Annotated in this window: 10 protein-coding genes; 3 read left to right on the top strand and 7 right to left on the bottom strand. The window is 46.0% G+C overall.

What is annotated here, in order from left to right; genetic code table 11:
• Positions 1 to 9 precede the first annotated feature (9 nt).
• The 3 genes from relA to EDC16_RS02520 all read left to right on the top strand — a co-directional run bounded on the left by relA (position 10) and on the right by EDC16_RS02520 (position 3,471).
• Entirely contained in the window at positions 10 to 2,232 is a 2,223-nt protein-coding gene (gene relA / locus EDC16_RS02530) for a GTP diphosphokinase (protein ID WP_132965090.1), read from the top strand.
• Between the two features lie 76 nt (positions 2,233 to 2,308).
• On the top strand, positions 2,309 to 2,662 hold the full coding sequence (locus tag EDC16_RS02525) for a diacylglycerol kinase (protein WP_132965445.1): 354 nt from the start codon (positions 2,309 to 2,311) through the stop codon (positions 2,660 to 2,662).
• 239 nt (positions 2,663 to 2,901) lie between these two features.
• Positions 2,902 to 3,471 carry a porin family protein gene (locus EDC16_RS02520; RefSeq protein ID WP_132965088.1) on the top strand — a complete coding sequence of 190 codons (570 nt, stop codon included), beginning with the start codon at positions 2,902 to 2,904 and terminating at the stop codon, positions 3,469 to 3,471.
• A gap of 84 nt (positions 3,472 to 3,555) precedes the next feature.
• On the opposite strand, the gene EDC16_RS12730 is transcribed toward EDC16_RS02520, so the two are convergent.
• The 7 genes from EDC16_RS12730 to napA all read right to left on the bottom strand — a co-directional run bounded on the left by EDC16_RS12730 (position 3,556) and on the right by napA (position 14,265).
• Positions 3,556 to 3,702 (bottom strand): hypothetical protein, encoded by a 147-nt coding sequence (locus EDC16_RS12730; protein WP_157330466.1) that lies wholly within the window; start codon positions 3,700 to 3,702, stop codon positions 3,556 to 3,558.
• Positions 3,703 to 3,918: 216 nt separating this feature from the next.
• A complete protein-coding gene (locus tag EDC16_RS02515; protein ID WP_132965086.1) occupies positions 3,919 to 8,832 on the bottom strand; it encodes a histone H1-like repetitive region-containing protein in 4,914 nt (1,637 codons plus the stop codon).
• A gap of 253 nt (positions 8,833 to 9,085) precedes the next feature.
• Complete coding sequence (locus EDC16_RS02510) at positions 9,086 to 9,673, bottom strand: cytochrome c3 family protein (RefSeq protein WP_132965084.1); 588 nt, start codon at positions 9,671 to 9,673, stop codon at positions 9,086 to 9,088.
• Between the two features lie 14 nt (positions 9,674 to 9,687).
• A complete protein-coding gene (locus tag EDC16_RS02505; protein WP_132965082.1) occupies positions 9,688 to 10,137 on the bottom strand; it encodes a nitrate reductase cytochrome c-type subunit in 450 nt (149 codons plus the stop codon).
• Positions 10,134 to 11,003 (bottom strand): quinol dehydrogenase ferredoxin subunit NapH, encoded by an 870-nt coding sequence (gene napH, locus EDC16_RS02500; RefSeq protein ID WP_132965080.1) that lies wholly within the window; start codon positions 11,001 to 11,003, stop codon positions 10,134 to 10,136. Before napH ends, EDC16_RS02505 begins: the two co-directional genes overlap by 4 nt.
• A complete protein-coding gene (gene napG, locus EDC16_RS02495; RefSeq protein WP_132965078.1) occupies positions 11,003 to 11,770 on the bottom strand; it encodes a ferredoxin-type protein NapG in 768 nt (255 codons plus the stop codon). The genes napH and napG overlap by 1 nt, the downstream gene beginning before the upstream one ends.
• A gap of 14 nt (positions 11,771 to 11,784) precedes the next feature.
• On the bottom strand, positions 11,785 to 14,265 hold the full coding sequence (gene napA, locus EDC16_RS02490; protein WP_132965076.1) for a nitrate reductase catalytic subunit NapA: 2,481 nt from the start codon (positions 14,263 to 14,265) through the stop codon (positions 11,785 to 11,787).
• Positions 14,266 to 14,293 lie beyond the last annotated feature (28 nt).

Below are 14,293 nucleotides of genomic sequence, written 5' to 3'. Positions count from 1 at the left end.
GAGAATAATATGGTAGCCATTCGTGCATCGCATTTGCTCTCACCCGAGCAATTTGTGATTGAGGATTGGAGTGAGAGTTTGACGCTCACTCCTGTGGTTCGTCAAAAGTTAATCGAAACTTGGCACTATAATTGCGGCAAATTAGCGGATTTGGAGGCAAAAGAGCAGCAATATTTGCTCTACTCTGCTAGCGAAATGGTAGAGGTGTTGAGTGGCTTGAATATGGATCAAGACAGTCTGATTGCTGCGATGTTATTCCCTTTGGTGAAGCGACGCATCATCAATTATGACCATGTTAAAGAGGATTTCGGTAACGACATTCGCAAACTGGTGAAAGGTGTGGTGGATATGGACAGTATCCGTCAATTGAGTGCCAGCCAGTCGAGCAGCAATTTGCAGGTGGATAATGTGCGCCGCATGCTGCTGGCGATGGTGGACGACTTCCGCTGCGTGGTGATTAAATTGGCGGAGCGGATTGCGTTTTTACGTGAAGAAAACAATTTTATCTCCGAACCGGAAAAAATCTTAGCTGCGCGCGAATGCAGCAATATTTACGCCCCGCTTGCCAACCGTTTGGGCATCGGGCAGTTGAAGTGGGAGTTGGAAGACTACTGTTTCCGCTATCTTGATCCGGCGCATTACCGCCAAATCGCTAAATTATTGCAGGAAAAGCGCCGCGATCGTGAAGCCTATATCCATGATTTTGTTGCGGTGATTGAGCGTGATCTACAAGCCGAACTGCCGCAACGTGCGCAAGTGTATGGGCGTCCGAAGCACATTTACAGCATTTGGAAAAAAATGCAGAAGAAAAATCTGCCGTTCGATCAGCTGTTTGATATACGCGCAGTGCGGATTATTGTGGATAAATTGGAAGATTGCTATACCGCACTCGGTATTGTCCACAGCCATTTTAAACATATCGCTGCTGAGTTTGATGATTATGTGGCGCACCCGAAGCCTAACGGCTATCAATCGATTCATACCGTCGTGTGGGGCGAAGGGAAAAAAGTGATTGAAGTGCAAATCCGTACCCAAAAAATGCACGATGATGCTGAATTGGGCGTGGCGGCTCACTGGAAATATAAAGAGGGCAGCACCGGCGGCAGGGCGGATTATGAACAGAAAATCAGCTGGTTACGTCAAGTGTTGGCGTGGCAGCATGATTTGAGCCAATCCGGCGACATGATGGAAGAGACCCGTAGCAAAATCTTCGATGATCGAATCTATGTGTTTACACCGCAAGGGGATATCGTTGATTTACCGTGCGGATCTACGCCGTTGGATTTTGCCTATACTATCCACAGCGAAGTCGGGCACCGCTGTATCGGCGCTAAAGTCGCGGATCGAATTGTGCCGTTCACCTACAAATTACAAATGGGGGATAAAGTGGAAATTATCACCCAGAAAAACCCGAATCCAAGTCGTGACTGGCTGAATCCAAATACCGGTTTTGTGACGATCAATCGGGTACGCTCTAAAATTCAAGCGTGGTTCAAACGGTTGGATCGCGAGAAAAATATTCCGCTTGGCAAAGAACAATTGGAAGCGGAAATGCTCAAATTGGGACTGAATCATAAGCAGATCGAAGAGTACGCATTACCACGCTACAATTTGAAACAGCTTGAAGATCTTTATGCCGGCATCGGCAACGGCGATATTCGCCTGAACCAACTCAGCAATTACTTACAAGGTAAACTGCTGAAACCGTCTGCCGAGCAGGTTGATGAGCATATTTTGCGCCAGGTGGAAAGCAAGCAGCAAAACAAAACCAGCAGCGGCAAAGGGCAAATTGTGGTGGAAGGGGTCGGCAATTTGATGCACCATATTGCACGCTGCTGCCAACCGATTCCGGGCGATGCGATTTTGGGTTATATCACCCAAGGACGCGGCATCTCAATTCACCGTGCTGACTGTGATCAGGTGCTGAATCTGCAAGAAGTCTGTCCGGAGCGGGTGGTGGAAGCGGTGTGGGGCAAAAGTTTCAACACCAAATTCAATTTGGTGATTCGGGTGGTCGCCAACGATCGCACCGGTTTACTGCGCGACATCACGACGGTATTGGCGAATGAAAAAGTCAGTGTGCTGCGGGTCTCCAGTAAAAGCGACGTCAAAAATATGACAGCCACCATTGATATGGAGATCGAACTAGGCAATGTCGAGATGCTGGGGCGGATTTTATCTTCGCTGCTGCGGATTAACGATGTGCTGGAAGCCAGACGTTTATCAAATTAAACCTAACCGCACTTTTAACCGTATTTTTAAACTAAACAGGAACATTATGTCAAAAAATCATTCTGAGCAGCCGGATATGCAGAAACACAAAGGCTTTACTCATTTAGTCAAGGCGACCGGTTACTCCATTAAAGGCTTGAAACAAGCCGTTACCGAAACCGCATTTCAGCACGAGCTGATGATGGCGGCGGTGTTGATTCCGTTAGCTTGTTGGCTTGGCGAAAACGGTGTGGAGCGGGCGTTGATGATCGGCTCGGTGCTGATGGTGTTGGTGGTCGAATTGCTGAACAGCGCAATCGAGTCGGTGGTCGATCGCGTGGGTATGGAATACCACGAACTCTCCGGCAGAGCCAAAGATCTCGGCTCGGCAGCGGTGACGATGGCGTTAGCAATCATGGCTATCACGTGGTTGTTGCTGATTTTTGGTTGATATCGTCGATGCTGACAATCCAATTACAACAGCGATCTTACTCCTTAAATTTACCTTAATATTCAAATGGCGTGATGAGATTTAAGTTATAGTATATTTTTTATATTGTTGAATTAAATATCTCATTGATTAACAATGATACAGTTCTCATTTGAGCAATAAAGAGATTGTTTATCATTTAACTCTCATTTAGAATGAAATCGCTCAATTCGAGTATTTCTTTATAAGAGGATTATAAAATGAAAAAAGTACTGGTTTTAACAGCAGCGCTGCTTAGTGGCAGCGTTATTTCAGCTACCGCTCTTGCGGCTCCAGCTGGTCAAACTTTTGTTGGCCCTTCAGTTGGTTTGAAAATAAATAGTGAAAAACTTAAATTCAATGAAGAAGGGATCAAACTAAAACGTTTCACATCAGTGAATTTAATTGCGGATTACGGGTTTGATTTTGGCAATGATTTTGTCGGCTTAGCCCAAGCCAGCATTCAATTAGGGACAAGTGGAAAATATGCGGTTGATACCGACGAGGATGGCGGAAGTGCTAAAAGAAAGTATAATTTCACCGTTGGCTATGCACAAGGTTACCGTGTACTGCCTAATCTCTTGCCTTATGTCAAAGTGAATTATAATTATGGTAAAGTCAAATGGTCTGATGACGGCAGTTCTTATAGTGTGAAAGGATTCGGCTATGGTCTAGGGGCTAAATATGCCCTGTCGCAAAATGTTGAATTGGGCGCGGAATACACGCGTGTACACTTACAAGATTCTGTAAAATCGAATGAACTTTCTTTCTTAGCATCTTACCGTTTCTAACGTTTGCATAAACCCAAATCAACTTAGCAATATAACTTTTAGGGCCTGTCCTCATTGCAACCATGAAGATACGCCCTAATTTATTTAAGCCTCTGCTTTAATCTTTTCCACCAGCTTAGCTACATTTTCATACAGCCAAGCATTCGGTAGCACTTTGGTTTTGCCGTTTTGCGCATGTGCCAGCAAAGAGGGTCGAATAAATACGTTAGTTTGGTGCTGGACATCATGCACTCCTGTTTGATGTGTGTTATGGCGCTTTATTTTAGAAAGGCTATCCGAACTAAACAATCAAGCCTAAAAATGCTGCCTGAACAGCCATCAGGTTAAATTAAATCGGTGACTTTTTCTGTTTTATGCTGTGGTTGTTGATGGTTTTGTTTACTTGTCAAATGCCCTATTAATCGCTAATAGGGCATTGATTTATTGCTTAGGATTGACCGCTAAATTTTACCAAGTAAATTTCACCCCAAGGTTGAAAATGGCATTTTGGTAATGGTTGCTGTCTAAAGCGAATTTCACATCTTGTGTCAAATACAGGTGTTGCGCCAATTTATAGCTTGATCCCAGATCCAAATTGAATTTTAATTTTCCGGTGCCACGTGAATAGTTACGGTCGGTATCTTTATACCGCACTTGCAATTTACCCAGATCATAACTAACCCCAATACCGGCATTAAAACTCCAGCGTTCACCATTGTAATCAACCATCACACCGACTTCGCTGCTGAGTGGTAATTTATCGCTCACCTCAATTTTATCGCCGTTGCTGTCTGTTAATTCGCCTAATCCCAAATTGTTATAGCTCAATGCAATATACTCTTTCAAGCTGATATTACCGAACGGCTGCGTATAGCTGATGCCGCCTTTGGCAAAAATGCCGGTAGATGAGAAATGGCTATTCATGCTCGTTGGCGCTTGTCCGTCAATTTTAGTATTAAAACGTGCTTTGGCTACCCCCAGCGCAGCATATAATTTGAGCTCATCAAAATAATAGCCACCGTAACCGATAACCGATGTTAATTTCGTTTTCGATTGTAACCGCACTTTGTCTGATTCTGTACTGGTGGCTAAATCTGCCAAGCGGATTTGCAACCCACCTTCGATATCATTGAGTCGGTTGGCTAGGTTAAACACCACGCCTTTACCATTTACCTTACTCTTGAAGTTGTATTGATGCTGGTAATTATCACGCTCGTAGTAACCTTCATAAGCTACACTGAAGCCAGACTGGGCATTATTTAAATTAATATTGACTATATTACGAGCACTGCCAATCAAGGTTAAATATTCGCCAACTTCCGGCGCTGTTTTTACCGATAAGCTGATTTTAGCGGCTTGTTCAGCAGCCGCTTTTTCTGCAGCGGCTTTTTCGGCAGCCGCTTTCTCTGCAGCCGCTTGTTCTGCGGCGGCTTTCTCAGCGGCAGCTTGTTCCGCAGCCGCTTGTTCCGCAGCAGCTTGTTCAGCAGCAGCTTTCTCTGCAGCTGCTTGTTCTGCGGCAGCTTTTTCTGCAGCGGCTTTTTCGGCAGCAGCTTGTTCAGCAGCGGCTTGTTCAGCAGACGCTTTTTCAGCAGCGGCTTGTTCAGCAGCCGCTTTTTCAGCTGCGGCTTTCTCAGCAGCGGCTTGTTCAGCAGCAGCTTTATCGGCGGCAGCTTTTTCGGCAGCTGCTTTCTCTGCAGCTGCTTGTTCTGCGGCAGCTTTTTCAGCGGCGGCTTTTTCAGCAGCTGCTTTCTCTGCTGCAGCTTGTTCGGCAGCCGCTTTTTCGGCAGCGGCTTTTTCTGCGGCAGCTTGTTCAGCAGCAGCTTTCTCTGCAGCAGCTTGTTCTGCGGCGGCTTTCTCAGCGGCGGCTTGTTCAGCAGCGGCTTTTTCGGCAGCGGCTTTTTCGGCAGCGGCTTTTTCAGCGGCAGCTTTCTCTGCGGCAGCTTTCTCTGCGGCAGCTTTCTCTGCGGCAGCTTTCTCTGCAGCCGCTTTCTCAGCAGCGGCTTTTTCGGCAGCGGCTTTTTCAGCGGCGGCTTTCTCTGCGGCAGCTTTCTCTGCGGCAGCTTTCTCTGCGGCAGCTTTCTCTGCGGCAGCTTGTTCGGCAGCAGCTTTCTCTGCCGCAGCTTGTTCTGCGGCAGCTTTTTCTGCAGCAGCTTTTTCGGCTGCGGCTTTCTCAGCAGCGGCTTTTTCTGCGGCAGCTTTCTCTGCAGCCGCTTTCTCAGCAGCGGCTTTTTCTGCGGCAGCTTGTTCGGCAGCGGCTTTATCGGCGGCAGCTTTCTCTGCCGCGGCTTGTTCAGCAGCGGCTTTTTCGGCAGCGGCTTTTTCAGCGGCAGCTTTCTCTGCTGCAGATATTTTTGCTTGATCGATTAAGAAAGTATGTTTATCGTCTTGGGTAAAACTAAATTCTACGCCTTTATTCACAATACGCGGCGCATTGATAAAATATAGCGAGCCGCTGTTATAGTCGACAAATGTCAATTTCTGCACCGAATCGACTAGCATTGTTGTTACCTCATCAGACAAGGAGAAAACCGGCTGTACAACACCGCTGACATGTCCATTAACCGTCAATTTATTGGTTAATTCATATTCCGTTCCGTTTACCGGTTTAAGTTGTGCTTGGTTGATATTACCAAATACCAACGTGCTCAATGCATATTCCGGGTTTGTCGAGAAATCACCACTGATGGTCAACGCGTTATGTAAGCCTAATGCGCCATTTTTTAATGTCAGATTGCTGTCTAATTGCGATTGTTTAAAATGGAAAGTGGTATTCTCATCGGATAGCGTAATTGTCGGTAATACGCCATTGTTGTTCACGGTATTAATATTGGCATTAATTGCCACCGCACGTTGAGTGGTATTTTGGCTCATTCCGGCAAAGGTTAACTGGCTGTCGTTATCCAGATTGATCTTAGTGTTTTCGCCCAAGACCGTTGCTGATGGCGCAAAACGTAGCGTGGCTTGTTTCTGGTTATTTAGCACAATATTATCGCTGTTGCTGCTCAAGGAGAGATCCAAACTGGCGCTGTTGTCGATTTGAAGTGCGGTATCCTTCGCCGTGATTTTAGTTTGCAGCACTGTTGGGCTGTTGTTTTTCCAGATAACACGGCCTTTTCCTGCGGTATTAATCGCAGCTGCACCATGCATACCACCTTCAATGGTTGTAGTAAAGTCGTCCGGCGTGGTGATATTAATTTGATTATTATCACCATTAAACTGTAAATTGGCTTTCAGGGAAGGATCATGGAAAGTCGGATCCAAGAATTTATCGCCTTTAATACTGGCGGCATCGGCATTGTGGCGCTTGCTATCTTGCACCGCTATTTCTAACTGATTGTTACCGGCAAAGGTGATGGTATCTGCGATTACTGCTGCAGCGCGCCCGATACCCAAAATTGCGCCATTATCTAATGTGATTGTTTTTGCTTGGAAACTATTCGGGCGCCATTCTCTACGATCGGCATCGCCGATGGATGTTTGTATATCGTAACCGTTTCTGAGTATCGTGGTATAAATCAATCGATCCGCTGCAACATTAACCCGCCCCTGTTGAATATGCAAATTGCCCTCAATCCGGCTGTCGCCACGCAAATGCCAAAGTGCGGTCGGCTGTGATGGTTTATATTGTAGATCCAGATTGCCGTTGAAGCTGCCTAAATAGTTGCGCTCACCATCGGCGGTAAAGGTAAAGGTTGATTTTTGCGCATGGTTTTCATTGCTAATATTGGCACCGCGATCGAGGTGATAAATATCATTAAAACTCAGTGAATGCCCATTTAAATCCAGTTTGCCGCCACGCACGCCAAAATAGATTTGGTTATTATTTAATTGATTTGGGTTAATCAATTTAACCGTACCACGCCCGGTAGCCAACATCACTTTATCTGCTGCCGTGCCTTGATTCGCCAGTTCTAACGTGCCTTCACCCACCGCCAAGCTGCCTTGTCCGGGTGCGGTGCCTGCAATGCGTAATGTCCCTGCCCCCACTTTGCGCCAATCACTGCCTTTGGCAAGCGTTAGGTTGGAAGTGACGGTTTTTCCCTCTGCCACCGAAAAACCGCTGAGATCGAACTTTCCTTGCCCTTGAATAGTCGCATTGCTGTTAAAATACAGCGGAATAGTGCCAATATTGGTGTCACCATCAATTTGCAACGTGACGCTACCATCACCACTATTATTTAAATAAAGATCTTTAACCCAAGGACGCGTTCCACTGTGATATAAACCCATTACTCGCCGCTTATATAGCTCTAACGAAGCTTGTTTCTGCCCATCGGAAAACAATTGAAAATCGGCAATATTATTTTTGCTGGTATCAATTTTAATTATTTGTCCGTCTGTAACATTTTGGGTTGCTGTTGTATTGTTTAAAACCTGCGTCAGATTGCCGGTCTGCATAATCCCAATTTTGCCGTAACCTTTAGCATTGTTGCCACCTTGCGAGTTGATGCCGAGCAATAACCAGTTTTGTGCGGTTTTATCCCACCAAAAAACCGGCGAACCGCTGTCGCCACCCATACTGGAACTGTCAAGTGCGGTTTGACTCTCTGGATCAAGCCAAAAAGAGACATTTTGCCCGGCAACCGAACCAATCTCTTTGACTTGCGTTAAGCTGCCGTGGATATAACGGTAACTATCGGCGCTCACATTGCCAGCCGTGCCAGAATACGCCCCTTGCAGCGGTTGCAGAAAGATCCCGGCGCCATTGCGTGCCAGCAAATCCTCCTTGGCAACATTACTGAAAGTGGCAACAGGATAGGGAATGGTATCAAACATCATTTTATCGGTGCGAATAACCGACGTATCAACACCGATATCTTCCGCATTGCGGAAATAAGAGCCATTGATAGAGTTGATATCCGGTTTATATCCGTATTCATTTCGTGCAATACTTTCCGCAGATAAGATAAATTTTAAATAGGTTTGTTCTTTTATATCTTTATCGGAAGTATTACTGTTTTCAAATAGCGATAAATCGGTGCGATAAAACCGTTTGCCGTAGGTTTCGTTAGTATATCTCTCTTTCATATGTGCGGCAGTTACAACCATATTATAACTGAACGGTGTCGCGAAGCCTTTATCCGAAACTGAATAGAAATCCGGCATTAGTGGAATGCTATTTTTGCCGTCCGCTTCACGACTGCCAATATTCTGATTACCGTCTTTTTTATAGACCGCAACATTCTGATTACCGGCTGCATATTTGCCGGCGTTATTTCCAAATTGGATATAGTCGCTATAATCAATATCATGCCGAATCACCCCGGCATAGCTTTTACTCAAATATAGTGGCGCAAGCAAAAACAATAATATCGGAGAGTAACCGCGTGCTTTGCTGTAGAAGTTTAATTTGAATAACGTTGTCCAATGGTTACTGTACATATTCCGTTCCTGTCGATAAAAATTTATCGATATTTAAGTGAGCCAGATCTCATCAAAAGGTTGAAATTTAATCATCAACTAGTTAATTTGAAGATTATAGCATCATTTTTCAAATTTTTACGGAGTTTTTACATCAATTAAAGTAATTATTCAATTAAAACACTGATAAAGAATAACTATTTCAGTAATAGATTTTATATAAAAAAACCTGAACCACACAGTTCAGGTTTTTAGCGAAAGAATATTTCAGTACTTAATATGCTTTTACATCTTTCACATCGCGCATATCCGGCAATTGGTGGGCAATACCTTTGTGACAATCAATACAAGTGTTGCCGTCTTTGATCGCTTTTTCGTGCATTTTTGCCGCAACGGTTTTTTGTTGGCTGAAATCCATGTTATCGAAGTTGTGGCAGTTGCGACACTCTTGTGAATCATTGGCTTTCATTCGCTCCCACTCACGCTCTGCCATATGCAAACGACGAGAATTAAATTTATCGATTGTGTCGGTATAGCCCATCACATGAGCATACACTTCGCGACTGGCTTGCAGCTTGCGGATCATCTTCGGTACAAACTCATGCGGCACATGGCAATCCGGACAAGTCGCTTTCACACCACTGCGGTTTTGGTAGTGGGCAGTATGTAAATATTCCGGATAGACATCATTGCTGTGACAACTGATACAGAATTCCTCGGTATTAGTCTGCTCCATACCGTAATTGAAGCCGACCCAAGAAACAATCCCGGCAATAAAAGCCACGACTAACAACGTGCCGACCGCAATTTTGCTCGGCGAACGAAACCAGTGCCAAAAACGCTTAATAAGGTTCTTTAACATAATGAGCAATCTCCTTATTTTTCACCGTAGCCGGGCAATGGTTTGAACTCGTTCGGCACAATTGGTTCAACATCAGATTGCGAAACGTGGCACTGAACACAAAAATAGCGACGTGGGGAGACTTCTCCGCTGACAACGCCATCACGACTGATAAAATGGGTCGGGCTGATACGAGTTGCACCGGTAGTACGAGACGCCTGCACACTGTGGCAATCCAGGCATTGATTGGTATTTTTGGTTACCTGATAATTTTTAGTACTGTGTGGCACCATCGGTGGTTGGTTCACATAATTCAACGGCGCCAACTCATTTTCTTTTGGCTGGTTATGAAATGCCGGTGCAATACTTTCCGGGGAACTGGCAATATCTTTGCCGACGGGCTGTACGTCCTGTGCCAAAATCGGTGTGCATACGCCACCCAATAATAAACTGACCAATACTAATGCTTTTGTATTTTTAATCATCGCTCACTCCTCGCATGATCAAATCTTGTCGTAAACTGAAAAACGGATTCCGGACACACATCAACACAACGACCACAACTGATGCAATCACGGGATAAAACTAATAAACTTTCATCTTTGCTGCCAAACAAAGGACTTCTCAAAACCTGTGGCTCCGGGCAAACATTAAAGCAGTCCATACAGCGATCACAACGCTCACGCTCAATGACTTTCACCCGAATGATGCCTTTGGCGCCAATCACGCCGTAAGCGGCACCAATCGGACAAAGGTGTCCACACCAACCGTGTTCGACTAACAATAAATCAAATAAAAACAGCGCTAAAATCAACCAGAGCGTAGCACCAAAGCCGTAAATCAAAGCTCGCCCCAATGCCGCAACCGGATTAATCCACTCCCATAACAGCATGCCGCTGACCGCGCTTCCGATTAAAATCATGATCAGAATGCCGTAACGCAAAGTGCGGTCGAGCTTGGCGCTTTGACGAATATTCAATTTACGTCTTAGCCACGCTGCCGCATCGGTCACTACATTCAGCGGACAACACCATCCACAAAACACCTTGCTGCCGAGTAATGCGTATACCGCGATCACGATAATCCCGCCCAAAAGTGCGGTAAACAACGGCAGATGTCCTGCCGCCAGACTTTGCGCCAACATCAGTGGATCAGAAAGCGGAATCGTGTCCAGTAACATGCTGCTACTGTAGTTGCCACGTAGAATCCACACATTCCATAATGGTCCACTGAGAAACATTGCCAGAATACTCAGCTGGCTCAGCCGCCGCCAAAACAGAAAACGGTTGGCATGCCACCAGCCCAATTTTTGTCGGGCTTCCCGTCCTGCCTGATTAATCGGATTTGCCATTATCGATTCTCCACCGGCAAGGTTTCCGGTAAGCGAGTCGGTAACTTAATCATCTCATCAGGCAATAAGGAATGTCCGGCTTTTTCTTTCTCTTCCCAACCCAAGCGGTAGTGCTGCCCTAACATGCCTTTTGCCAACGCCATCGGCAATACCTTAATCGCTGCTTCTTCCAACACGCAAGCTTGTTCACATTTACCACAGCCGGTGCAAGCGTCCGAATGAACCGTCGGTATAAATTTGGCATGACGGTCACTGCGATTGTTATGCTGCATTTCTAACGTAATCGCCTTATCGATTAACGGGCAAACCCGATAACAAACATCACAGCGCAAGCCTTGCCAATTCAGACAGGTTTCTTGATCCAGCAGTACCGAAAGTCCCATACGCGAATCATCGATATTATCTTGGGTCGAGTCCAACGCCCCACTCGGACAAGCTTTAGCACAGGGAATATCCTCACACATTTCACACGGCTTATCGCGTGCGATAAAATAAGGCGTTCCGGCTTCCAACGGTGATAACAATGACGCCAAATGCAGCATGTCATAAGGACAAGCTTGCACACACTGCCCACAACGAATGCACGCTGCGGCAAAATCTTTATCATTCTCTAGCGCAAAAGGTGGACGTAGCGCCACGCCTTCTCTTGCCAGACTTTGTTGCTGCTGCAAGCCAAGCAGCAATCCGATTCCCGCCAACCCACCGGCAGTGCGAGTTGCGTCTTTCAAAAAACGACGACGGTTCGGATTAACCGTTGGCTTATTCATCAATTGGCCTAAACTTAAGCTTTAACCACTTTAACCGCACATTTTTTGAAGTCGGTCTCTTTTGAAATCGGATCGGTTGCATCCAACGTCAATACGTTTGCCAACTGACCGGCATCAAAGAAAGTGGTATACACCAAACCTTGCGGCACTTTATTACGCCCACGGGTATCCAAATAAGTTTCCATTTCGCCGCGGCGAGAAATCACTTTGACTTTGTCGCCATGACGCATACCTCGTTCTTTGGCATCCAATGCATGCATATACAGCAAGTTATTCGGGAAAGAGCGGTGCAGCTCAGGCACACGACGGGTCATGGTGCCGGTATGCCAATGCTCCAATACACGGCCGGTGGATAACCACAAGTCGTACTCTTGATCCGGCGCTTCCGCAGGCGGCTCATACGGCACAGCAAGAATAATCGCACGTCCGTCCGGCTGTCCGTAGAAATTCACGCCTTCTCCGGCTTTGACATACGGGTCATAACCCTCACGGTAACGCCACAGAGTCTCTTTGTTTTCCACTACCGGCCAGCGCAAACCACGCGCTTTGTGGTACACATCAAAATCAGCCAAATCATGGCCATGACCTCGACCAAACTCAGCATATTCTTCGAACAAGCCTTTTTGAATGTAGTAGCCAAAATGGCGCGATTCATCATTCAACACGCTGTCGTCCCAATCACTGATTGGGAATTTATCTACTTGTCCATTGGTAAATAAAATATCGTAGAGTGTTTTGCCACGATATTCTGGCATTTGCGCCAACAGCTCTTCTTCCCAAACTTCTTCCACTTTGAAATATTTGGCAAATTCGACCAACTGCCATAAATCAGAACGAGAATCTCCGGTTTTCGGCACGAGTTGATGCCAAAATTGAGTGCGGCGTTCCGCATTACCGTAAGCCCCTTCTTTTTCCACCCACATTGAAGTTGGCAGAATCAAATCGGCAGACAACGCACTGGCAGTCGGATAAGGATCGGAAACAATGATAAAGTTTTCCGGATCGCGCCAGCCCGGCAAACGGTCTTCATTGATATTCGGACCTGCCTGCATGTTGTTGTTACACATCACCCATAACACATTCATTTTTCTGTCTTTTAATGCACGGTCTTGAGCAACGGCATGATAACCGACTTTATCTGAAATGGTACCTTTCGGCAGTTTCCACGCTTTTTCACAAATCTCACGGTGTTTCTCATTCGTCACCACCATGTCCGCCGGCAAACGGTGGGCAAACGTTCCCACTTCACGCGCAGTACCACAGGCTGACGGCTGTCCGGTCAACGAGAATGGCCCGCAGCCCGGTAATGAAATTTTACCGGTCAACAAGTGAACGTTATACATCAAATGGTTAACCCACACACCACGAGTATGTTGGTTAAAGCCCATGGTCCAGTAAGAGACAATTTTCTTGTTCGGATCCGCATACAGTTTTGCCAAGGCTTCCAGTTGATCTTTCGGCACGCCACTGATTTCGTGTGCTTTATCCAGCGTATATTCGGCAACCATAGCTTTCAGCTCGTCAAAGGTGCTGTCGTGCATTTTACCGCTACCGGCGTTTTGTGCTTTTTGTTCTAACGGATGTTCAGGGCGTAAGCCGTAACCGATATCGGTGTCGCCTTTTTTGAATTTGGTATGTTTGTTGACAAAATCCCAGTTGATCGCATCATTTTGGATCAAATAATTGATGATATAGTTCAGAATTGCCAAGTCACTTTGTGGCGTGAATACCAAACCGTAGTCTGCCAATTCAAAAGAGCGGTGCTCAAAAGTCGATAACACAAAGACTTGACTGTCTGGTTTTGACAAGCGGCGATCGGTAATTCGCGACCATAAAATCGGGTGCATTTCCGCCATATTCGACCCCCACAGCACGAAAGCATCGGCTTGTTCGATATCGTCATAGCAGCCCATCGGTTCATCAATACCAAAGGTACGCAAAAACGCCACCGCAGCAGAAGCCATGCAGTGACGCGCATTAGGGTCAACGTTGTTGGAACGTAATCCGGCTTTGTATAATTTGTTCAGGGCATAACCTTCCCAAATCGTGGATTGTCCGGAAGTGAAACAACCTACGGCATTACGTCCATTCTTAGCAATCGCTGCTTTAAACTTATCTGCCATGGTATTAAAGGCAACATCCCAACTGACCGGGGTAAATTCACCGTGTTTGTCATATTGTCCATTGCTCATCCGCAACATTGGCTGAGTCAGACGGTCTTTACCGTACATAATTTTCGGCAGGAAATAGCCCTTGATACAGTTCAAACCACGATTCACTTCGGAATCCGGATCTCCTTGTGATGCCACCACACGTCCGTTTTGTGTGCCGACCAACACGCTACAACCAGTACCACAAAAACGGCAAACCGCTTTATCCCATTTTATGGTGTTATCCGCAGCAGCGACATTCACCACCGGAATACTTAAACCGGCAGCCATAGTTGCTGCCGTTGCAGCATTGGCTTTCATAAATTCACGACGACTTAGATTCATCTGTTCCTCCGTCTGTTCCCACATCCGA

The sequence above is a fragment of the Testudinibacter aquarius genome (assembly GCF_004342725.1).
Taxonomy (GTDB): domain Bacteria; phylum Pseudomonadota; class Gammaproteobacteria; order Enterobacterales; family Pasteurellaceae; genus Chelonobacter; species Chelonobacter aquarius.
This window is presented reverse-complemented; position numbering and strand designations above follow the sequence as displayed.

What these genes read in the sequence shown, in the direction of transcription:
- EDC16_RS02515 (WP_132965086.1), bottom strand. Translation starts at nt 8,832, where the DNA reads ATGTACAGTAACCATTGGACAACGTTATTCAAATTAAACTTCTACAGC.
- EDC16_RS02525 (WP_132965445.1), top strand. Translation starts at nt 2,309, where the DNA reads ATGCAGAAACACAAAGGCTTTACTCATTTAGTCAAGGCGACCGGTTAC.
- EDC16_RS02520 (WP_132965088.1), top strand. Translation starts at nt 2,902, where the DNA reads ATGAAAAAAGTACTGGTTTTAACAGCAGCGCTGCTTAGTGGCAGCGTT.
- EDC16_RS02505 (WP_132965082.1), bottom strand. Translation starts at nt 10,137, where the DNA reads ATGATTAAAAATACAAAAGCATTAGTATTGGTCAGTTTATTATTGGGT.
- relA (WP_132965090.1), top strand. Translation starts at nt 10, where the DNA reads ATGGTAGCCATTCGTGCATCGCATTTGCTCTCACCCGAGCAATTTGTG.
- EDC16_RS02510 (WP_132965084.1), bottom strand. Translation starts at nt 9,673, where the DNA reads ATGTTAAAGAACCTTATTAAGCGTTTTTGGCACTGGTTTCGTTCGCCG.
- napH (WP_132965080.1), bottom strand. Translation starts at nt 11,003, where the DNA reads ATGGCAAATCCGATTAATCAGGCAGGACGGGAAGCCCGACAAAAATTG.
- napG (WP_132965078.1), bottom strand. Translation starts at nt 11,770, where the DNA reads ATGAATAAGCCAACGGTTAATCCGAACCGTCGTCGTTTTTTGAAAGAC.
- napA (WP_132965076.1), bottom strand. Translation starts at nt 14,265, where the DNA reads ATGAATCTAAGTCGTCGTGAATTTATGAAAGCCAATGCTGCAACGGCA.